The 19188-nt window shown below is 50.9% G+C and carries 19 protein-coding genes; 4 read left to right on the top strand and 15 right to left on the bottom strand.

Annotation, left to right across the window (positions count from 1 at the left end; all coding sequences use genetic code 11):
* Position 1: 1 nt before the first annotated feature.
* The 6 genes from SynMITS9220_RS05415 to glpX form a co-directional block, all read right to left on the bottom strand.
* Positions 2 to 574 (bottom strand): CIA30 family protein, encoded by a 573-nt coding sequence (locus tag SynMITS9220_RS05415; RefSeq protein ID WP_186991279.1) that lies wholly within the window; start codon positions 572 to 574, stop codon positions 2 to 4.
* Positions 571 to 1287, bottom strand: a complete 717-nt coding sequence (pgl, locus tag SynMITS9220_RS05410; RefSeq protein ID WP_186991278.1) for a 6-phosphogluconolactonase — start codon at positions 1285 to 1287, stop codon at positions 571 to 573. Before pgl ends, SynMITS9220_RS05415 begins: the two co-directional genes overlap by 4 nt.
* A 10-nt stretch (positions 1288 to 1297) precedes the next feature.
* Positions 1298 to 2716, bottom strand: coding sequence for an NADP-dependent phosphogluconate dehydrogenase (gene gndA, locus SynMITS9220_RS05405; RefSeq protein ID WP_186991277.1), 1419 nt, complete (start codon positions 2714 to 2716; stop codon positions 1298 to 1300).
* An 87-nt stretch (positions 2717 to 2803) separates the two neighbouring features.
* Complete coding sequence (locus SynMITS9220_RS05400; RefSeq protein WP_186991275.1) at positions 2804 to 4099, bottom strand: glucose-1-phosphate adenylyltransferase; 1296 nt, start codon at positions 4097 to 4099, stop codon at positions 2804 to 2806.
* Between the two features lie 131 nt (positions 4100 to 4230).
* Positions 4231 to 5544, bottom strand: a complete 1314-nt coding sequence (locus tag SynMITS9220_RS05395; protein WP_186991273.1) for a glutamyl-tRNA reductase — start codon at positions 5542 to 5544, stop codon at positions 4231 to 4233.
* 31 nt (positions 5545 to 5575) lie between these two features.
* Positions 5576 to 6580: a class II fructose-bisphosphatase gene (gene glpX / locus SynMITS9220_RS05390; RefSeq protein ID WP_115126328.1), complete on the bottom strand. Its 1005-nt coding sequence runs from the start codon at positions 6578 to 6580 to the stop codon at positions 5576 to 5578.
* A gap of 157 nt (positions 6581 to 6737) precedes the next feature.
* Here glpX and rpe point away from each other — a divergent pair, with 157 nt between their 5' ends.
* Positions 6738 to 7472 (top strand): ribulose-phosphate 3-epimerase, encoded by a 735-nt coding sequence (rpe, locus tag SynMITS9220_RS05385; RefSeq protein ID WP_186991271.1) that lies wholly within the window; start codon positions 6738 to 6740, stop codon positions 7470 to 7472.
* Between the two features lie 65 nt (positions 7473 to 7537).
* Here rpe and SynMITS9220_RS05380 read toward each other — a convergent pair whose 3' ends face one another.
* The 4 genes from SynMITS9220_RS05380 to SynMITS9220_RS05365 all read right to left on the bottom strand — a co-directional run bounded on the left by SynMITS9220_RS05380 (position 7538) and on the right by SynMITS9220_RS05365 (position 11105).
* Entirely contained in the window at positions 7538 to 7852 is a 315-nt protein-coding gene (locus SynMITS9220_RS05380) for a DUF3288 family protein (RefSeq protein WP_186991268.1), read from the bottom strand.
* A gap of 151 nt (positions 7853 to 8003) precedes the next feature.
* Complete coding sequence (locus tag SynMITS9220_RS05375; protein WP_186991266.1) at positions 8004 to 9620, bottom strand: iron uptake porin; 1617 nt, start codon at positions 9618 to 9620, stop codon at positions 8004 to 8006.
* 175 nt (positions 9621 to 9795) lie between these two features.
* Positions 9796 to 10113: a TM2 domain-containing protein gene (locus SynMITS9220_RS05370; protein WP_186991264.1), complete on the bottom strand. Its 318-nt coding sequence runs from the start codon at positions 10111 to 10113 to the stop codon at positions 9796 to 9798.
* A gap of 503 nt (positions 10114 to 10616) precedes the next feature.
* Positions 10617 to 11105: a hypothetical protein gene (locus SynMITS9220_RS05365; protein ID WP_186991263.1), complete on the bottom strand. Its 489-nt coding sequence runs from the start codon at positions 11103 to 11105 to the stop codon at positions 10617 to 10619.
* Between the two features lie 251 nt (positions 11106 to 11356).
* On the opposite strand from SynMITS9220_RS05365, the gene SynMITS9220_RS05360 reads away from it, so the two are divergent.
* Together SynMITS9220_RS05360 and feoB are read left to right on the top strand one after the other, a co-directional pair.
* Entirely contained in the window at positions 11357 to 11623 is a 267-nt protein-coding gene (locus tag SynMITS9220_RS05360; protein ID WP_186991261.1) for a FeoA family protein, read from the top strand.
* 37 nt (positions 11624 to 11660) lie between these two features.
* Entirely contained in the window at positions 11661 to 13505 is a 1845-nt protein-coding gene (gene feoB / locus SynMITS9220_RS05355; RefSeq protein WP_186991259.1) for a ferrous iron transport protein B, read from the top strand.
* A gap of 263 nt (positions 13506 to 13768) precedes the next feature.
* On the opposite strand, the gene SynMITS9220_RS05350 is transcribed toward feoB, so the two are convergent.
* The gene (locus SynMITS9220_RS05350; protein ID WP_186991257.1) at positions 13769 to 14461 is read right to left on the bottom strand and encodes a ParA family protein; all 693 of its coding nucleotides are present in this window, start codon (positions 14459 to 14461) and stop codon (positions 13769 to 13771) included.
* Between the two features lie 507 nt (positions 14462 to 14968).
* Between SynMITS9220_RS05350 and SynMITS9220_RS05345 the strand changes: the two genes are divergently transcribed.
* The gene (locus tag SynMITS9220_RS05345; RefSeq protein WP_186991255.1) at positions 14969 to 15109 is read left to right on the top strand and encodes a hypothetical protein; all 141 of its coding nucleotides are present in this window, start codon (positions 14969 to 14971) and stop codon (positions 15107 to 15109) included.
* 201 nt (positions 15110 to 15310) lie between these two features.
* Here SynMITS9220_RS05345 and SynMITS9220_RS05340 read toward each other — a convergent pair whose 3' ends face one another.
* The 4 genes from SynMITS9220_RS05340 to SynMITS9220_RS05325 all read right to left on the bottom strand — a co-directional run bounded on the left by SynMITS9220_RS05340 (position 15311) and on the right by SynMITS9220_RS05325 (position 19150).
* Entirely contained in the window at positions 15311 to 15592 is a 282-nt protein-coding gene (locus SynMITS9220_RS05340; RefSeq protein ID WP_186991254.1) for a hypothetical protein, read from the bottom strand.
* A 442-nt stretch (positions 15593 to 16034) separates the two neighbouring features.
* Positions 16035 to 16982: a polyphosphate kinase 2 gene (gene ppk2 / locus SynMITS9220_RS05335; protein WP_186991253.1), complete on the bottom strand. Its 948-nt coding sequence runs from the start codon at positions 16980 to 16982 to the stop codon at positions 16035 to 16037.
* 75 nt (positions 16983 to 17057) lie between these two features.
* Positions 17058 to 18401, bottom strand: coding sequence for an ATP-binding protein (locus SynMITS9220_RS05330; protein WP_186991252.1), 1344 nt, complete (start codon positions 18399 to 18401; stop codon positions 17058 to 17060).
* Between the two features lie 23 nt (positions 18402 to 18424).
* Positions 18425 to 19150 (bottom strand): response regulator, encoded by a 726-nt coding sequence (locus tag SynMITS9220_RS05325; RefSeq protein WP_170951832.1) that lies wholly within the window; start codon positions 19148 to 19150, stop codon positions 18425 to 18427.
* Positions 19151 to 19188 lie beyond the last annotated feature (38 nt).

Below are 19188 nucleotides of genomic sequence, written 5' to 3'. Positions count from 1 at the left end.
CTCAAAACGCTTCGATCGAGCGGATCAAGAGCTTGATTGCACCGGCTCGATAGCCGGGATTTGGCTCACCATCGTCACCGAATCGTGAATGCAGTAACTGGAGACGAGTGATGCACGACGGATCAAAGCGAACCGGAAGGCTGACAGGTTTGGCACGGACGACAGGCTTGAGACGGTCAAAGGGAAGTTCAACAACCGTGGTGTCGGTTAATTCAGTGGCAACCGTCGTGACCCAACGCAATCCACCTGGAATCAGCTCAGTGAGTCCAAACACTCCATCCCTGCAAGCCACCGCAAACTTGAAACTGCGGCCTTCCCCATCCAGTCTCAGACGCAACCCTGAGTAGGAAGCGAGATCCAAGGGGGGTCGATAGACGGGCGAACGGCAGCTCACAAAACCGCCCCCTTCACTCACCACTTCGCCTTCGAGAACAAGGCCCTGATCACTGAATCTGCAGCCGGCACTGCTGGATCCGCCCATGATCGTGTCATTGAGGCTGGCCCATTCGCGAAAGGAGTCACCGGCAGCGATCACTCGAATTTCAGGTGGCTGGTGGTGTGGAGGTGTTGTCAAAGACCTTCAGCAGCAGCCTGATCGGCGAGCACGAGAATCTCGGAACCCGGTTGAACCAGCTTGGCAGGTGTGCGCACCGGGGATTCATCTGCATCGACGAGTCGTGACAGAGCCTGGCGTTTGGCATCTCCGCTCACGAGAAACACCACCTGGCGTGCAGCACTGAGCACAGGTGCCGTGAGAGTGATCCGCTCAAGCCCTTTGCCCCGTCCAATGGTGGTCCAGCGATCACGGACTCCAGGAGCCTCAGTGCCAGGGAAGAGTGACGCCGTATGACCGTCATCACCAAGCCCGAGCAGCATGAAATCGAACACGGGTGGCTGGCCCTGACAGACCTTGGCCACTAACTCCGCAAAAGCCTCGGCGCTGGCTTCCGGAGACGCCAGTTCCACCGTCGGAACGGGATGAAAACAAGCGCGAGCTCCAGGCTGACCCTGCTTGAGCAGGGTGTTACGCAACATGCGTGCGTTGCTTGATTCATCTTCAGCGGCAACCCAACGTTCGTCGCCCAGAAACACATCAACCCTGTCCCAGGGCAGATGCTCCTGACCTAGCAATGCATAGGCCAAAGCAGGGGTGCTGCCACCAGACAAGGCAATCTGCGCCCGATCCCGCTGATCAAGCGCCAGGTCAATCGCCGATCCGATGTGCTCGGCGGCTCGGCGAGCAAGACCTTGGGCCGTACCAACCTGCTCGATGCGATAGGAGCTCATCGCGCGGTCCTCAGTTGAGCCACTCGGTGTGGAAGGTGCCGTCTTTATCGACGCGCTCGTAGGTGTGGGAACCGAAGCAGTCGCGCATCGCCTGTACAAGGTTCTGAGGAAGTCGTGCTGTGCGGTAGCTGTTGATGTAGTCGAGAGTGCTGCTAAGACACGGCACCGGCACGCCAGCAGCAGCAGCACCAGCAACCACTTTGGCCAAACCGGGCAGACGCCTGTTCACCTGATCGGCAAACCAGGGATCGATCAACAGGTTTTCCAGCTGGGGGTTGGCGTTGAAAGCATCTTGAATGCGCTTCAGCAAGCGGGCGCGAATGATGCAACCACCTTTCCAGATCTGTGCGATCGAAGGCATATCCAGGTTGTAGTTGTGCTCGGCGGATGCAATCCGCAGCAGCTCCATGCCCTGGGCGTAGCTCGCCATACAGGCCAGAACCATGGCATCCATGAGAGGAGCCATGCCATCGGCGGATGAGCCCATATCGAAGGACTGAAGCGCCGGCCCCTTCAAAATCGGCTCAGCCTTGATGCGCTGGTCTTTCATGGAGCTCATCACCCGTCCATTGAGGGCGGCATAGATCGTGGGCACCGAGGCCCCCATCTGCAGAGCACTGACAACTGTCCAGAGACCCGTCCCTTTCTGACCGGCCTTGTCCTGGATCTTCTCAACAAGTGAGGTCCCATCATCAGGATCCATCGTGCGCAAACACACCTCGGTGATTTCGACGAGATAAGAGGAGAGCTCTTCTGTGCTGTTCCAGTGAGCGAACACATCGGCCATCTCGAGGCTGCTCATGCCACCGACCCGTTTCATCAGGTCGTATCCCTCCGCCAAGATCTGCTCAATGCCGTACTCGATGCCGTTATGAACGGTCTTCACGAAGTGACCTGACCCCCCTGGTCCGATGTAGGTGACACAAGGACCATCCTCGACCTGGGCTGCCATCTTGCAAACCAGACTTTCAATCGCGTCGTAGGAGGCCTTGGTCCCCCCGGGCATCATGCTCGGCCCCTCCAGGGCACCTTTGGCTCCACCCGAGACGCCCATCCCAATAAAACCAAAACTCTTACTTTCCAGCTCAGCAACGCGGCGTTCGGTGTCGTGATACTCGGAGTTACCACCATCAATTAGCAGATCTCCCTCATCCAAATAGGGGGAAATCTGTTCAATCACAGCATCCACAGGTCCACCAGCCTTGACCATCATCAAGATGCGTCGTGGCTGCTCCAGTTTGTTGACAAAATCCTGAAGGTCCGTGGCACCCTGAATGTTCTTACCAGCACCCAGACCGGCAAGAAACTCTTCGGTCTTTGCGTAAGTGCGGTTGTAAACGACGCTAGAGAAACCATTGCGCTCAGCGTTGAGGACAAGGTTTTCCCCCATCACGCCTAGGCCAATCAGACCGAAGTGGGCCTTGGACATGCTCGTTTGGACGATTCACTGACAACAGTGTGACCACGACAACCGCAGTCGGCTGCAACGTGGTCAATCTCTGTCAGGAATGAATGATCAGATCACACTTCCATCAGGAATCGAAGCATTTTTGACAACGACCACGATTCCATTACGGATGTAGAAGCCGAACTCCGGGCGATCAGCTTCTTCAACATGGTCCTTATTCACGATGCTGACATTGGAACCAATACGAGCATTTTTGTCGAGAATGGCTCTCTTGACCGTGGTGCCCTGACCCACTCCGAGAGGGATGCCACCGCGCTCTTTAAGCACGGCTCGCTCTTCGCTCGACTCGAAGAAATCAGCACCCATCACGAGGGTGTCTTGAATGACCACATCCGACTCAAGCCTGCTACGGACGCCCAGAACGCAGTGATGAACGCTGCAGGACTTCAAAATCGACCCTTCGCCGACAATTGAATTGGTGATCTGAGCATCAACAAGCTTGCTCGGAGGCAGATAACGCGGCCTTGTGTAGATCGGGAATTTCTCGTCGTAGAAGCTGAACGGTGGTTGTGGTTGTTGTGTCAGTGCGAGGTTGGCCTCATAGAACGCACCGATCGTGCCGATATCTTCCCAGTAGTCATCAAAGACATAGCTCTGGAGTTTGTCCCCTTGAGCAAGTGACTCAGGGATGACTTCCTTGCCAAAATCCTTGTGGTTGGTGTTGCCATCAAGGAGATCGAACAGTGTCTGACGGCTGAACACATAAATGCCCATCGAAGCCAGATAAGGGCGCTCCTTCGCAGATTCGGGACTCAACCCGAAGCGTGCGGTGTCGACGGCCATCTCAAGTAGGGAGTCACCCTTTGGCTTCTCACGGAATTCCTGAATGTTGCCATCATCATCTGTTCTCATCAGACCGAAGGATTCAGCCTGTTTGGCATCAACAGGGAGAGCCGCCACCGTCAGATCGGCTCCGGTGCGGCGGTGATGCTCGATAAAACGGCTGTAGTCCATGCGATACAGCTGATCACCGGACAGGATCAGATATTCATCGACATCCCATTCCTGGAATAGCCACTGATATTTGCGAACAGCATCAGCAGTGCCTTCGAACCAGGAAGGGCTGTCTGGAGTCTGCTGAGCAGCAAGAACCTCGACGAAGCCTCCGCCAAAGGAATTGCTGAGGTTGAACGTCTGGCTCAGGTGACGGTTCAGCGACGCACTGTTGAACTGCGTCATCACGTACATCTTGTTGATGTCGGAGTTGATGCAGTTGCTGATCGGAATATCGATCAGTCGGTACTTACCCGCGAGAGGAACCGCGGGCTTGGCCCGCATCTTGGTGAGGGGATATAGACGCGTTCCCGCTCCTCCCCCGAGAATGATGGCCAGAACACGCTTCATGCCGCCCCCGCAGATCGGCTTTGCCGGGCAAACCTACCGGACTTTTGGTGCTCCAAACCGATGCATGGGCCAGATCCGACGAGAATGCTGGGAATCAGTTTTAGACAGGGAACTTGCGAGTCGGAAATCACTCAGCGTTCCTGCTCGTCATCCTGCACCAGATCAAACAAACGCTCGACCACAAGCAGAGCATTTTGTCGTTCGCTGCGCTGCTGTGGTGCACGCAGTGATGTCACCGGGGTGTGCAAGATCTTGTTGATGATGCCCTTGCTAAGAGCTTCCACCACCTTGCGCTCACGCGCCGAGAAATCAGGTCCCATGCGGCTCAGCGCCTTTTGCAATTCTTCGGAGCGAATCGACTCCAGAGAAGAACGAAGTCGGTTGATGGTCGGAACTGCCTCCAGACTGTCCCACCATTCCAGGAAAAGCCTCGCTTCTTCATCAAGCAGGCCCTGAGCCTCACGAGCCACCTGCTGTCGAGCTTCCTGATTGCGTTCGACAACTTCCTTCAGATCATCGACGTCGTAAGCCTCAACACCGGAGATTCCATCCACATCAGCGTCAATGTTGCGGGGAACGCCGATGTCGACCAGGCGCAGCGAACTGCGACGATTCAACTGCTGAAGTCGACTGGCATCAATAATTGGATCATCCGCTGCCGTACTGGTGAAGACCAGCGAACAGGTGCTCAGGCAGTGATCAAGATCCTCGAGTGGGCGGCACTGCACGGGCAGATCCGGGAAGTCGGCAGCGAGAGCCTGTGCACGGCTCACAGTGCGGTTCAAAACAACAACACCTGAAGCACCCTTCGCTTTCAGATGTTGAAGCAGAAGACGACTCATTCGCCCCGCACCAACAACGGCCACCTGTTCATCCTCAAGGGTGACCAGATCATCCACACCACGGCTCTGACCCAGCTTCAACTGGGCAAGCTCAACAGCCGCGGAGCTGATGGAAACGGCACCGGTGCCCAGATTGGTTTCACTACGAACCCTTTTGCCTGTGCTCACAGCTTGCGTGAGCAATCGATTGAGGATCGGGCCGAGCGATTTGTGCTCCTGCCCCAGACGCATCATTTTCTTGACCTGGGACAGGATCTGCCCCTCCCCAAGCACCAGGCTGTCAAGACCGGCGGCAACCCTCATCAGATGACCAACGGCATCCTCGTGGTGGAAGGTGAACAGGTGGGGTTTCAGATCGCCGGTATCCAGTCCGGAATGTCCGCTCAAAAACTCCCTGACAGCCGAAATTCCCAATTCCGGGTTGCGGACCAGGGTATAAATCTCAAGACGATTACAGGTGCTGAGAATCGAAGCCTCAAGCACCTGGTCATGACCCCGCAGATTCTGCAGGGATTCCTCCATGGTTTGCTCAGGAATACTGAGCTTTTCGCGCACTTCGACCGGTGCCGTTCGATGACTGAGGCCGACAACGGCGATGTGCATGGAGAAAACCCTCGCTGCTGAAAGAAGGAGGTCAGCTCAGAGCAATGCTCTGTGCACCGTCCTTGATATGAACCGTGTTGGTGAAACGGCAGGTGTTGTCAAGGTTGCTGATGATCAGGCTGCTTGTGCGAGTGCAGTCATTCTCAAACTTAACGCCGTGGAACAACAGGCCATCCGTGATGCCACTTCCAGCAAAAATCACATGCTCACCAGAAGCCAACTCATCAGCTTCATAGATCTTGTCGGGATCGGTGATTCCCATTTCGGAAAGTCGCGCCAGGTTGCCTTCCTTGGTCATGTCAGCCCACTCAGAGGTCTGGGCGATGGCAGGGTCATAGACCAACTGACCTTGGAAGTGGCCGCCCAGAGCACGCATAGCCGCTGCTGAGATCACACCTTCGGGAGCTGCACCGATACCCATGAGGCAATGGGTGCCAGTGCCAGCAAAACCACAGGCAATGGCAGCTTGCACATCACCATCGGAGATGGGCTGAACCCTGGCTCCAGTCGCACGGATTTCAGCAATCAAGCTCTTGTGACGAGCTCGATCCATCACCACAATCGTGAGATCACTTACAGCTATTCCGAGACACTCGCTGAGAATTTTGATGTTCTCCGTCGCCGATTTGCGAATGTCAACCTTGCCCTTAGCAGCCGGGGGAGCTGCCAACTTCTTCATGTAGAAGTCAGGAGCATTGAACAGCCCGCCACGATCGGAAGCTGCGAGCACAGCCATTGATCCGCGCTGGTTGTTCGCGCAAAGGTTGGTGCCTTCGCAGGGATCAACAGCAAAGTCAACGCCAGGGCCCTTGCCTGAACCGACTTCTTCACCGATATAGAGCATGGGAGCTTCGTCACGCTCGCCTTCTCCAATCACGATTCGGCCCTGCATTTCGATCTGACCCATGCGTTTGCGCATGGCTTCCACCGCTGCGGCATCAGCTTCGTCTTTTTGGCCGAGGCCTGTGAGCTCGGCAGAGGCAATGGCCGCCTGCTCAACGACCTCAAGAATTTCCTGGATGAGAGTGCGATCCACTGTTGTGCGGCGGGGAACTAATGCGGAGAGGATCAGCTCTCAGGGCTTGGCGCCACTGGGCTTTTCGCTCAAAAGCGCGGCTTACTGTATCAGTCAATTCAAACAAACCTCAGATCAGGGGTTCTTCTCTAAAGTCCCCCGAGTTTTAAGGCCCTCCATGACCGCATCAGAACGCCCGATTCAGATCATTCCATCGGTGCTGCCCGCTGATTGGGCCGCGATGGGCCAATGCGTGAAGGATCTCGAAGCCGCTGGTGTCGACAGGATTCAGTTTGACGTGATGGACGGCAACTTCGTGCCGAACCTCACATTCGGCCCTGAACTGATTAAGGCGTGCCGCAAATACTGCGATGTGAAGTTTGAGACCCAACTGATGGTGAGCCAATACAACGCAGAAACGATGCTTGAGGACTATGTGAATGCAACCAAGGGCCCAAACGGAGAGCCTGGAGTGGTGATTGCCCACGTTGAGTCCAACACACACCTGCATCGAGTACTCGGCAGGATCCGGCAACTCGGGGGCAGTCCTTCTGTTGCGATGAATCCCCATACACCCATGGAGATGGTTGAAAACGTGCTCGATATGGTCGACCACGTTTTGGTGATGACTGTGAATCCTGGATTTGGTGGACAGGCCTATATCCCCACAATGTTGGACAAGATTTCAAAACTGAGAAAAACAATCGATGAACGTGGACTGAGCGTTGACATCGAAGTCGACGGCGGCATCAAAGCGAACTGGACCATCTCCCAATGTTGCGCTGCAGGCGCTAACTGCTTCATTGCTGGGAGCGGGATGTTTGCCTATCCAACATTGAAGGAAGGATGCGACGACCTACGCCGCGTTGCAGAGGAAGCCAGGGCAGGGAAAGTGCTTCCGACTCCTGCATAAACGCTGGATTGCTCTGATGAATGGGCTGCCTCGACAATCACTGGGGATCGCCCATTCCTCTGCACTTATCCCTCCTGGTCGGCAACATCAGCACCGGAACCAAGATCGCTATCGAGTTGCTGACCAGGCTTCCAGCCACTGGCCCAGATCTCACGACAACGGGCATTGAGACTGTGGGAGTCAAGGCCCCAGCCAGTCACAACCTTCTGAATGTCCTGTTTGATGTCATCAGCACCTGGGAAATCGCCGTATCGCATCACAAGTCTCGCCGCAACAGTGAGCTGCTCCGGGCCGGGATCACCCTGATGGCCAAGTAAGGCATCCACTTGGTCGCGATCAGTTGCATAGAGGGGATGCGTTTGACCGGTCTGTTCACTCATCGGGAATTAACTGACTGCACAACAGAGTGTCATTAAAAGGATTAGTGCCGCCTTAATCAACAAAAAGCCGGCATGCAGAACAGGCCGGCTTGACTTCATACCAGATCGATGTTGCAGGAATTAAGACATCAACTTGAACAGATGGACTAAATCAGAACTTGAACGTGGTCCGAAGGAGTCCTCCAAACTGATTAAACGTACCGTCTTTTCCTTGAGTCCCACTGTAAGTTGTTTGACCCAGTGGACGGCTCAGGTAAAAAACAGCTGGGGTGACAGTAACGTTATCCGTAACCTGGAAGCCATAATACGCTTCCATGACATAGTTCCCATCAAAAGGAGTGTCGCCGCCCTTCAATGATGTAGCGAAAGTTGGTTGGCCAATCGCCAAACCAAGAGCATTACCTTGCAAGAATGCATCATCCCAGTGAAGAGAAACTTGCCATGACTGAGAGGTTGTGACTATTCCGTCAGGAGAACCATCTGTGTTGGAGGTGGTGTTAAGGCCCCAACCAGCACTGATCGCAGGAACCCAACTAGTATCTTCAGGCTGCCAATAACCGGAAAGAGCAAAGGCGTTCAAAGAACTGCTGCTGGCTGCATCGCTGAGGAGGTATTTCTCCTGCGTAAAGAACGTCGTGTAGGGGACAAGACTGGCATCTTGAAGGTAGGAATACACACCGGCGATGCCCCACTGTTCTTCCTGGTAACCGATCTGCACGGTTCCAACACCAGCAGAGCCGTCGGTAGCGATTCCACCCTCCCTTGGATTACTTGTAGATCCATTGGCGGCAACATACTGGACGCCTACGACAAAACCGTCATTTTCATAGTTCAGTGCAGCGCCAGGGCCCTGAGTCTTGTTGTAAGCGCCAGGAGCGCCATTAAGAGTAAGAACGTCAAGAACAGTATTGCCATCACCCGAAGGGTAGATTGATGGCCACATCGGCATCATGTCATCCTGCCCAACATTGGCGCCACCGACAAATGTAAGGGAAGAGCCAACGGGAAATGAGTAAAAGATTTTATCGATATAGAGTTTGTCTCCCGAATCCGATGCAACCTCGAGAGTCGATAGATTAGTAGGATTTCCGGAAGCGAACGGTGTATCGCCAAAATTACCGGATCTAAGTGTGGTAGTCAGCAAATCCTTACCAGTGAAACTGGTGTTGAGATAGAGCTGAAGGTCGTAATTGAAAGTTGTTGCACCATAATTACGATTTGAGTAGTCCTGCTCACTACCAATTACTGATAGACCATCAACATCACCACCAAAACTGTTGGCGCCGATCACAAAGCTCGTCTGACCTTCAAGCTTGGTGGTGGTGGAGAACTGGGTTGCTTCCAGTTCGCCAACACGAGCTTCCAGTCCGTCAACACGGCCCTTCACGATGGCGAGTTCTTTTTCGAACTCCTTCATCAGACGCTTGAGCTCGTCGGTCACTTCGGTGACGCGGTCGAGGCAGGCGTTCAGCAGTGCAGCCGCTTCAAAGCGGGTCATTGCACGGTTGCCGCGGTAGGTGCCGTTGGGGTAGCCAGCGACGCAGCCGTAGCGCTCGATCAGGTTGCTAAGAGCCTGATAAGCCCAGTCAGTCGGAAAGACATCGTTGAACTGGTTGATGCTGGTGACCTGCTCAGAAGCAACCGCGTCAGAAGACACAGAGGCGTAGTCAGAAACACCAGCAACATTGACTTCAGTCGCGCCAGCAGCCATGGGAGCCAGAAAGCCCAGGGCAGCAGGAGCAACAAGCAGTTGCTTGAACAATTTCATGAGATTCCTCACACCAAAAAGAGGAATGCGAATACTAAGAAGAAAGAAACGAAAGGCAAGTGATTACGAAAACCTTACATACAAATGATTCAACAATGCGTCAAAAACAACGCAATAACACAACACCTTAGAGCAATACCTTAGAGCAACACCTAGCAAGAATTAAATTAAACATTCAGTAGGGACTGATCTCCTTAATATCGTCATACAATTCCTTGGCAAGCTTGTTGTTATAACCAGTGCACAACTCACGCATACATAGAGCATCAAAGATAGAAAACAAACCTGGCAACAACGTCCAGAAAAAGACAAGAAAAACCAAGCCGCTTTTACGATCGTTCAGCCAAAATCGATGGTAACCAAACCAACCCAAAAGAAGAGCGTAAACAACACCTAACGAAGGTTGTCTACAACGAAGCTCAAACTCATTCTCAAAAACCATTTGCTGACCATGAGACATCTTCTTAGCTAGATGTTGATACTCTTTTCTCATCAGCAGCGGCTAGGGTGGAGCTAAGGGCAGACTAACAACAACGGAAGGCGGGATCAAGCGATTAGAGAATAGCAAACACAACAAAACTGATAAAACACGAGAATTCAGGAGACAAAACCGTCCTAAAAGCCTGCCAGAATTGGGATCATGCTTTACCGACGTTACATATTGGCGGATCAGTCGATCACTTCTGCAGCAGTTGTGCCTAACGGGACAGAAAGGAAAAAGAAAGAATCAGATCGCAACAAGGAGCGGTGATTAAAGTTGACAAGATGCAAGACAATCAATCCGATGCCACACTGCAGCAAATGCGGGAAATTGCCACCGCTAGGTCTCAAAAGCTTGTTCAAAGCGATTGGACGACTACTTCAGAGTCTTTTTAAATCCATTAATACATGGATAAAGTCAATAGCAAAGCATAAACGCTAGCCAATCATTCATTGAATGATTACATTGAAGGTCACTCAATATGCGAAATCAACATTACAGTGATTAGCCAATTCTTAAGCAACAATCCAAGCGCCTTCTCGGCCATACTTTTGAATAGCACCTGACAAGTTGTCTTTCCAATGCTCATAAACAACGTCAAACTCTCGATCCCACAAGGGCGGAATATCAATAACAGATTTCTGGAAATAACCATCCTGAATTGCACTTAAATACAGCCTTCGCAGGGCAATCCACCTGGGCTCATTCTTATGCGACATCCTAAGCATAATGTTTTGTAGTTCACCATCAATATTCTCAGCCGGAATGCAATAAAAATCTCCAACCCTACGCTTTGAACGCAAAAAATGCCCTTCTTCAAGCAGATGATTAATAACCGCTTGTTGACCATCTTTTTGATCCAAAAACTGAAATAATGTTCGCGCTCTCTTGAGACCAATTTGGTATCTTCTATTAGCAAGCCACTGGGTAATCGCCGTACGACGTGTAATAGCTATTAAAACAAGTACTAACGCAATGAGCAATTCAATTTCAATAATCAGCATGATTACGAATAATCTGATTTAAAACTAGCAGCGTTTCATAGACCGGCAAGCAACAACATTTACCAAGTAACATATGCAACGAACGCTAATCCCATGAATACGAATTCCTGTTTTTATTCATTATTTCAATCTCAATAGGGAATTGCTCGTAACAAATTCTACGGTGATTACGGTATTAGGTCTTCTTTAATTGCCAGCAGATTCGACGAGCTCTAGCCTTTTCATTAGAGACGCAACCGCACAGCTACGCAATGGATTTAAGTGAACTAGCAGTTCATCATTCAGCAACTGTCGTTGGTGTGAGCAGTGATGGTAGCGATCTGAGTAATTCCTTCAAGGATCGGTTAGAGGCAATGGGAATAAGGAAAGGTCGGACCGTTCAGGTGATGCGCAAAGCTCCTGGTGGAGATCCCTATGAGGTGAGGGTTGGCAGCACCACCGAGATTGCCATACGCAAGTCAGAAGCATCTTTGGTAGAAATCACTGATGTGATTGATCTCAAAAAGTCAGGACGATAACTGTTTATTCCATTTCAAACAGCCTTAAAACCCCATCATGATCACTGCAGAAACCGGCAAGACAACGGAATCAAAAAACGAGTTGCCCAGGATCGTCTTCGTGGGTCAACCCAATACGGGCAAATCAACATTCTTCAATCGTGTTACGAATGCCACTGCTGGTGTCGCCAATTGGCCTGGCCTAACAGTTGATTTCATGCAGGCAAAGGTTGAGCGTGATGGCAAAACAGTCGAGTTTGTTGATCTGCCAGGAATCTACGACCTAGATGGATTCACAGAAGACGAAAAAGTCGTTCAAGATTTCCTAGAACAATACAGCTTTGATCTAATCGTTTGTGTGATCAATGCTTCTCAAATTGATCGACAAATACTTCTACCTCTACAACTCAAGAAATTGGGTGTACCAAGCTTAGTTGCCTTGAATATGGCCGATGAAGTAAAACGTTTTGGCGTGAAGATCAATACACAGCAGTTGTCTCAGTTTCTTGGGATGCCGGTTTTTACAATTAGTGCAAAATATGGTGCTGGCTGCAGCTTGGCAATTGACGGAATCTGGAACACGGTTAACGACATTACAGATTCATATAAAGTGAAAGAACTTGTTGAGTTTTGCCGTGAAAATAAAATCACCGATGAAGAAATTCAAGACTCTTTAGATCAAGGAATAGAAATGCCACCAGAGAATCTGGTGACATTCACGAATCGAATGGATGCCGTGCTCTTGCATCCAATATTTGGTTTGCCGATCTTTTTCCTCACCATGTTGGTCCTATTCCTATTGATATGGAATATCGGAATGCCAGCGCAGGATCCCGTCGGCGATTTCACTGATTGGTTACAAGCCACAGTCTTAGAGCCAGGGTTGAGCTTTCTCCCAGATGTCGTCAAAGATTTCGTCATCAGTGGTCCTTACACAGGTTTCGCTTCACTGCTGGGTTTTGTACCACTTGTTGCCTTCTTCTTTGTGGTGATGACTGCTCTCGAAGACAGTGGTTATCTATCTAGAGCTGCGTATCTGATGGACAACATCATGCGCAAGGCTGGACTTGACGGGCGTGGCTTTGTCATGCAGCTGTTTGGATTCGGATGCAATGTTCCCGCAATTATGGGAACAAGAACAATTCGTTCCCGCAGTCAGCGATTGCTTTCGATCCTTGTCATCCCATTCGCGTTGTGTTCAGCAAGACTGCAAGTATTTGTTTTCTTTCTAGGAATTATCCTTCCAAGCAACATGGGTGCTGTGGCCCTATGGCTTCTTTATATCATTAGCTTTGTCGTTGCTTTTGTCATGGCAATGATCTTCAATGCCAGCGGACAATTCAAATCAAAAGATCCCTTTGTCATTGAACTACCCCCATACCGAACTCCTACGTTTAAACAAGTTGCGCTGAATGTATGGAGTGAAATGAAGACGTTCGTGCAAAAACTATCGGTCTTCATGATCATCGGAACAACAATCACTTGGTTCCTTACGAATTATCCTGGTGGCTCTGAGGGGTTGAACACCTATGCAGGACAGATCGGAACCTTCTTCCAACCATTGATGGCTCCTTTGGGCATCAATCCATTATTGACAGTTTCACTCATCATTGGCTTCGTTGCGAAAGAGGTTCAGTTGGCTGCGGTTGCAACAATGTATGGAATGACGGAAGGAAGCGACGCACTCAAAGCAACACTTGGAGGAGTCATCAACTTCCAACAAGGTTTCAGCTATTGCCTGTTCAGTCTCCTCTACGTTCCATGTCTCACAACGGTTGCCACCATCTGGGGTGAAACTAAGTCAGCGAGATTTACACTCTTTTCTGTGGCTGTATCAATGATCGTAGCTTGGGTTGTGGCCTTTGGTTTCTATCAAGGATATAATCTAATTTTCACTTCCTAAGATCAGCAAAAAAGACAATACATGGTCTAACGCATATAATTTCCGATCAAACTTAATCTATTTTTAACGATTAAAAGCAAGTTGAACACCCAAAGGGAGTGATCACTCAACAAGTGCAGCGATATCTAGCGTCAAAGGAAAGATCAGGAATCGTTCTGAAATGCAATCAAGTTGATCGTTGCATCAAAAAAACGATCAAAGAAAGTTGACAGGAAAGGTCCAAGTGTTTGACGACTCATTAGCAATCAACATATCGTTTTGAATCATGCTGCTCTCTGTTCCATTGGGGTGAAATCCCAGCCGATAGGAGTTAACGACCTTGTTGTTTCCCGATGAACCTTGTAAAGCTCTTCGATCTCAATGCAAGCTTTGTCGTACGCAGACCAACCCGCCATGCGCCTTGAATGCGCCCGACCTCTTTTATCAACAGACTGATCAACGGTGACACCGTTGGTTTCGGCACTCTCAAAAGCACTTAAAAGGGGAATTTGAGACTGCAAAACATGAATATCAAAACCTTCAAGGATTTCAACGGCTGATTCTGCTGAGGAGCGTTTGCGTGAATCAACCTTGACTAACAAAGCGGCGTATGGAATCCGGTAATTATTCAACAAGGTCGACATTTCAATCGTCAACTCTAATGAGCGACTTTGAGGTGTTGTCGGAAGCACAATAATATCCGATCCTTCAACAAGATTTTTGAGTTCTTCTTCGTTGCTGCTTGCCTGACCATCGGTCACAACAATATCAGCACCTCTTGCGACTTTGGCTGCTGCTTCAATCGGAATGACTGGATAAGGGAGCAATTCTCGTGCTCCATAAGCGGTTGCCGAACGATTCCTATCCGCATCAATCAAGGCAACTTTTTTGTGTTGATGGGCCCAGATGGCAGCTAGATGAACACTCGTACATGTTTTTGCAACACCCCCTTTCTGACCGAAAACAGTAATAAACATTGTTTTGAACAGATTTTTAGAATCATTACGTCAACAAGCAAGTTGTCAAGGGCTTTTAAACTCCATGTCATAACAGCTCTTTGGCCACGAATCGACCGCAGCTGCCGGATAACTGGAGAAGCCAGCATCTACAAAGACAACAAGTGCAAGAGTGACCCAAACCTGATCAGCAGGTCAATCAGTGAAAGTCAAAAAAAACGGGGCGGTATCCCTATCGCCCCATCAGAAACAGTGCCTGGGGCAAGGACACCAGACAAACTCATTATCCCGAATGAGAAGGAAGCACTGTGGCTGCACTGAGTGAATCAAAAGCATTCAGGTATGAAAAGCATGCCATCCAAGGTCGTGAAACAGCAATGACAAGCCCTTTGCGCTGAGTCTTTGCCAAGCGCTCGAACCACTTCGGCGTCCAAATCCAGTGGAAGGAACCTGAGGATGGTTAAACAATCACCGCTGAATGAATGAAATCGCACGTGATGATTACTGCTTCTAAGCAGATTGTTCTCCATGAACGAAAATTCAAACGAAACTCGTCCTCAACAAGACGAGGACGAAAGCTTTACCGCCTGGCTCAAGCGCAACCGTCTTGACAGTGATCAGCCATGGTTGTTTTACGGAGAAGACGAACTATTTGAAGATGTCATCTGAACTCTTGAATCGTTCTGCAGAGATTCGAGACTGAAATCATAAAGTTGATATGATATACGATTTGGCACTTCAAATGTCATGATTCGCATAATCGATTCGCCATATCTCTAGCAAAAACAACTAAAAACCGTAAATTGCAATGCCACTACTAAGAAAGAAGCGGATTAATCGTTAAAGAGAACCATTGATGTTGATCAAATCCTAAACAAGTTGGTGTTCAGCAGACCTAATTTGACGCACAAGCCTTGGCTCACTCATTTTCACATTCGTCCCCAAAGACCACTGATCAAGCTCGATGGATTGAATCATTTCAAAAATTTCATTCACTGAAGTCAAATCCTGTTGCATAAATTCCATAACCACTCTAATTTTTGAATAGACTTGAAGCTCTGATTCGCAAAAATAGCGAACAGGACCTTGAACGCCTCGACTGACATATTGATTAAGGAATCGTTCCAGGCTGTCTTTCTCATAGCCCTCCACGATCGAACTCTTGAGTTCGATACATCGTATGGTGAAGTAGCTCACTGTCGTATCAGGCATCAGTTGGAAAAATTTTGAATCACGCTAGTGGTTTTGATTCTGACTCTGCGAACAACCAGATACACAGACAGCCCTCTTAAAGCACTCTGAACAATTGATTGCCAACTCAACCAAGTACATCTTTCAATCAAATCAAGGCCCTATTCTCAAGGGCAAGCGTCATTCAAACTCAACAATTACAATCATCTCAGAGAGGACCATGATTGCCAATCACTTCTTCACCGAAATACTGACCTAGCTGCAAGCTCTGGCGCACCGGATTAAACCAGGATGACCACTGACAGACAATCAATAGCAATACTTACTTTTTCAGAAGACAAATTCAGGTTGATTTTGCCTCAAAACTTTTCGAGGTCATAGTCTTGATATGACCTGATTCTGATCAATAGGGATAACCATTGGGAACAAAGAACTGTTCGTTGATAGGAGGGCGCGCATAATCACCCTTTTTTGGCCTGGGAGGAAGCTTGATCCCTGGAGGTGTCATATCTTCCCAAGGTACCTTGCTGAGTATGTGGCGAAGACAATTCAGTCGTGCTCTCCGCTTATCATCGGCTTCAACAGTGAACCAGGGAGCCTCTGGAATATTGGTTCTCGTGAACATTTCATCCTTGGCCCTAGAAAAATCAACCCAACGATTGCGTGCCTCAAGATCCATCAAACTCAACTTCCACCGGCGCGTGGGGTCATCGATACGCGACTGAAATCGTGCCTCCTGCTCAGTGTCGCTGACTGAAAACCAATACTTGAGAACAAGAACTCCACTGCGCACAAGCATCCGTTCAAATTGAGGAGCATCATCAAGAAAATGTTCAACTTGTTCAGGGCTGCAGAACCCCATGACCCGCTCAACTCCGGCTCGGTTGTACCAGCTTCGATCGAACACAACAATCTCGCCAGCAGCCGGGAAATGTTCGACATAGCGCTGGAAATACCACTGGCTTTTTTGGCGCTCTGTTGGCGTTCCCAGTGCCACAACCCTGCAACCTCTTGGATTCAAGGGTTCGGTTAATCGTTTGATCGTGCCCCCTTTTCCTGCAGCATCACGCCCTTCAAACAGAACGATCATCCGATAGCCGGTTTCACGAATCCAGTACTGCATCCTGACCAGATCAGTCTGGAGGCGGATCAATTCAGCCTCATAAAGCTTTTTATTCAGCCTCACAATCTTGGGCTGATGATCATCAATGAGACCCCCGAAGCGCTCAGATGGAGTGCCAACGTCCTGAGCACTGGCCCCAAGGCTTTCCGATGCCACGTCAGAGACGCGGCCTGAACGAGCCTTGTCGTTGGCTTGATCGTGTTTTTTTGCCTTGCCCTTGTTGCCCATATGCGGCACAGATCCACTCCTATTGGAGGCATCGGATGTGCCCAGCTCAACATCTGCTCCAGTTTTTCTCAGATTTCAGCTCGTTAGAGACCTGGTCTGGCCATCCAACAACGGCAAGCTGAAGCGGATCGCAAACCTGCCTGGATCAGTCCCTAAATCGATCTCATCTCGATGGATGCACTCCAGTCGGCCGCCATGGAGACGCGCGACGTGAGACACGATGGCCAGCCCTAAACCACAGTGGCCCTGCTGACCGCGGGATGAATCAAGACGATGAAAGGGTTGCAGAGCCTCTTCCCATTGCTGAGCAGGCATTCCTGTGCCTTGATCCCAGACCTCGATGCAGCAGCGGGACTTGTCGACATGCAATCGAAGAATGACGGGAGCAACTCCATAGGAGAAGGCATTGTCGATGAGGTTGGCAATTGCGCGACCAAGGGCAACAGGTTTGACCGAAACAGAGAGAGGAGCCAGGTCGAGACGTAATTGATCCGCCGGATGACTGCTGGCCACCTCCGCCAGCAATTGATCCAAGGGGACTTGCACCGACGTTTCACTGTCACCACCGCCGGCAAACAGCAAAAACTGCCCCGTGATTCTCTCAAGAGACTGAAGATCACCAGCACAACGCTCCCGCTCATCCGCTGAAAGCTGCGGCATGGACAGACGAAACTGAAGACGGGTGATCGGTGCTCTCAGATCATGGGCAATGCCAGCAAGCATCGTTGCGCGTTCTCGACGATTGGCAGCCAGCCTCTGCACCATGGCATTGAAACGCTGGGTGAGGCGCTGGACCTCAGGAGCTCCACGGGCATTGACGGCATCGGGATCTTCACCATCACCCACGCGGGAGAGGGCTTTTTCCAGACCGCGCAGAGGAGCCTCGACCTCCACCAGCAGGAACAGTCCACCGCAGATGATGCCAGCGCCCACCAAGGCAAGCCCAAGCAGCGTGGGCTCTGGAGGCCATCGCATCATCGAGGGCACATCCACACGCAACCAGATGGGCTCCAAAGGTGAAATCAATTCGATCCACACACTGCGTTCACCGCGGGCAGCCCGGTCGGGCAACACCATTGGACAGTGGGAGAGACGTTGACAAAGCTGCAGCTGCAACGCCTCCGCCTGACGTTTAAAAGCTGCTGACGGTTGCAGCGGAGCGGGTTTGGGACGGACCGTGACCTCAAGATCAAGACCGCTCAGCTCCGCAACCAGATGAGGGGGATAACGCTCAAGTGCTAGCTCAGTGAGCCTGACGTTGAGGGCTAGATCTCTCCCAAGCTGAATGGTCTGCAACTGCTCCAGTTGGCGACCGAAGAGAGCCTGGAAAACCACCAGGCAAAACGCTGAGCTCCCGAGGGCCAGACCTCCCCAGCCCAGCAAAGCAGTGAGACGCTTTTGCCAAGGGCGGGAAGGCATCGACAACAGTCGTGAGGGAGTGATCAGCGGGATCTTGGTTCGCCGTCTGGGACAAATACATAGCCATAACCCCAGACGGTCTGCAGGTAACGCGGGCGGGTGGGATCCGGCTCCACCAGTTTGCGCACCCTGGACACCTGAACATCCATGCTGCGGCTGTCGGTGTCACAGCCAGGCCCGCGGGCTAGCTCAATCAACCGCTCACGCGACAAAGGGCGATGAGGGTGCTGAACGAATGACGCCAACAGGCTGAACTCACCACTGGTGATCACAACAGGCTTGCCTTCACGGGTGAGCGTGCGAGCAGCCAGATCCAGCACATTGTCGCCAAAGACCACATCACCACCTTCAGCCAGAGGTGTGCCTGCAGGCAATGCACTGCGCCGTCTCAACACCGCTTCAATCCGAGCTGAAAGCTCACGGGGCAGAAAAGGCTTGGCCAGGTAATCATCAGCCCCCTGCTCTAGACCGATGATGCGATCCACACCTTCTCCACGGGCCGTCAACATCACCACCGGGAGGTCATCGCCTGCATCCCTGAGACGACGGAGTGCCGTCAGGCCATCATCACCGGGCATCATCAGGTCAAGCACGATCAGATCAGGTCGCTGAAATTCGAGACGAGCCTCAAGCTGCTTCACATCGCTGAGACTGCGTACGTCATACCCCTGATCCAGCAAATAGGTTCCGACCATCTGACGCAAATCCGGATCATCATCGACTACCCAGATCATCGAAGTGCGGGGCATGGGTTCTGTCGCTGCTTCAAGTTGCACTGATCGTATGG

The organism is Synechococcus sp. MIT S9220 (assembly GCF_014304815.1).
Taxonomy (GTDB): domain Bacteria; phylum Cyanobacteriota; class Cyanobacteriia; order PCC-6307; family Cyanobiaceae; genus Synechococcus_C.
Note: the sequence above shows the minus strand (reverse complement) of the source record. Positions and strands in the feature narration are given on the sequence as shown.

What these genes read in the sequence shown, in the direction of transcription:
- SynMITS9220_RS05370 (WP_186991264.1), bottom strand. Translation starts at nt 10,113, where the DNA reads ATGAGAAAAGAGTATCAACATCTAGCTAAGAAGATGTCTCATGGTCAG.
- feoB (WP_186991259.1), top strand. Translation starts at nt 11,661, where the DNA reads ATGATCACTGCAGAAACCGGCAAGACAACGGAATCAAAAAACGAGTTG.
- SynMITS9220_RS05345 (WP_186991255.1), top strand. Translation starts at nt 14,969, where the DNA reads ATGAACGAAAATTCAAACGAAACTCGTCCTCAACAAGACGAGGACGAA.
- SynMITS9220_RS05395 (WP_186991273.1), bottom strand. Translation starts at nt 5,544, where the DNA reads ATGCACATCGCCGTTGTCGGCCTCAGTCATCGAACGGCACCGGTCGAA.
- SynMITS9220_RS05380 (WP_186991268.1), bottom strand. Translation starts at nt 7,852, where the DNA reads ATGAGTGAACAGACCGGTCAAACGCATCCCCTCTATGCAACTGATCGC.
- ppk2 (WP_186991253.1), bottom strand. Translation starts at nt 16,982, where the DNA reads ATGGGCAACAAGGGCAAGGCAAAAAAACACGATCAAGCCAACGACAAG.
- SynMITS9220_RS05325 (WP_170951832.1), bottom strand. Translation starts at nt 19,150, where the DNA reads ATGCCCCGCACTTCGATGATCTGGGTAGTCGATGATGATCCGGATTTG.
- SynMITS9220_RS05365 (WP_186991263.1), bottom strand. Translation starts at nt 11,105, where the DNA reads ATGCTGATTATTGAAATTGAATTGCTCATTGCGTTAGTACTTGTTTTA.
- SynMITS9220_RS05330 (WP_186991252.1), bottom strand. Translation starts at nt 18,401, where the DNA reads ATGCCTTCCCGCCCTTGGCAAAAGCGTCTCACTGCTTTGCTGGGCTGG.
- gndA (WP_186991277.1), bottom strand. Translation starts at nt 2,716, where the DNA reads ATGTCCAAGGCCCACTTCGGTCTGATTGGCCTAGGCGTGATGGGGGAA.
- SynMITS9220_RS05350 (WP_186991257.1), bottom strand. Translation starts at nt 14,461, where the DNA reads ATGTTTATTACTGTTTTCGGTCAGAAAGGGGGTGTTGCAAAAACATGT.
- SynMITS9220_RS05375 (WP_186991266.1), bottom strand. Translation starts at nt 9,620, where the DNA reads ATGAAATTGTTCAAGCAACTGCTTGTTGCTCCTGCTGCCCTGGGCTTT.
- rpe (WP_186991271.1), top strand. Translation starts at nt 6,738, where the DNA reads ATGACCGCATCAGAACGCCCGATTCAGATCATTCCATCGGTGCTGCCC.
- SynMITS9220_RS05400 (WP_186991275.1), bottom strand. Translation starts at nt 4,099, where the DNA reads ATGAAGCGTGTTCTGGCCATCATTCTCGGGGGAGGAGCGGGAACGCGT.
- pgl (WP_186991278.1), bottom strand. Translation starts at nt 1,287, where the DNA reads ATGAGCTCCTATCGCATCGAGCAGGTTGGTACGGCCCAAGGTCTTGCT.
- SynMITS9220_RS05360 (WP_186991261.1), top strand. Translation starts at nt 11,357, where the DNA reads ATGGATTTAAGTGAACTAGCAGTTCATCATTCAGCAACTGTCGTTGGT.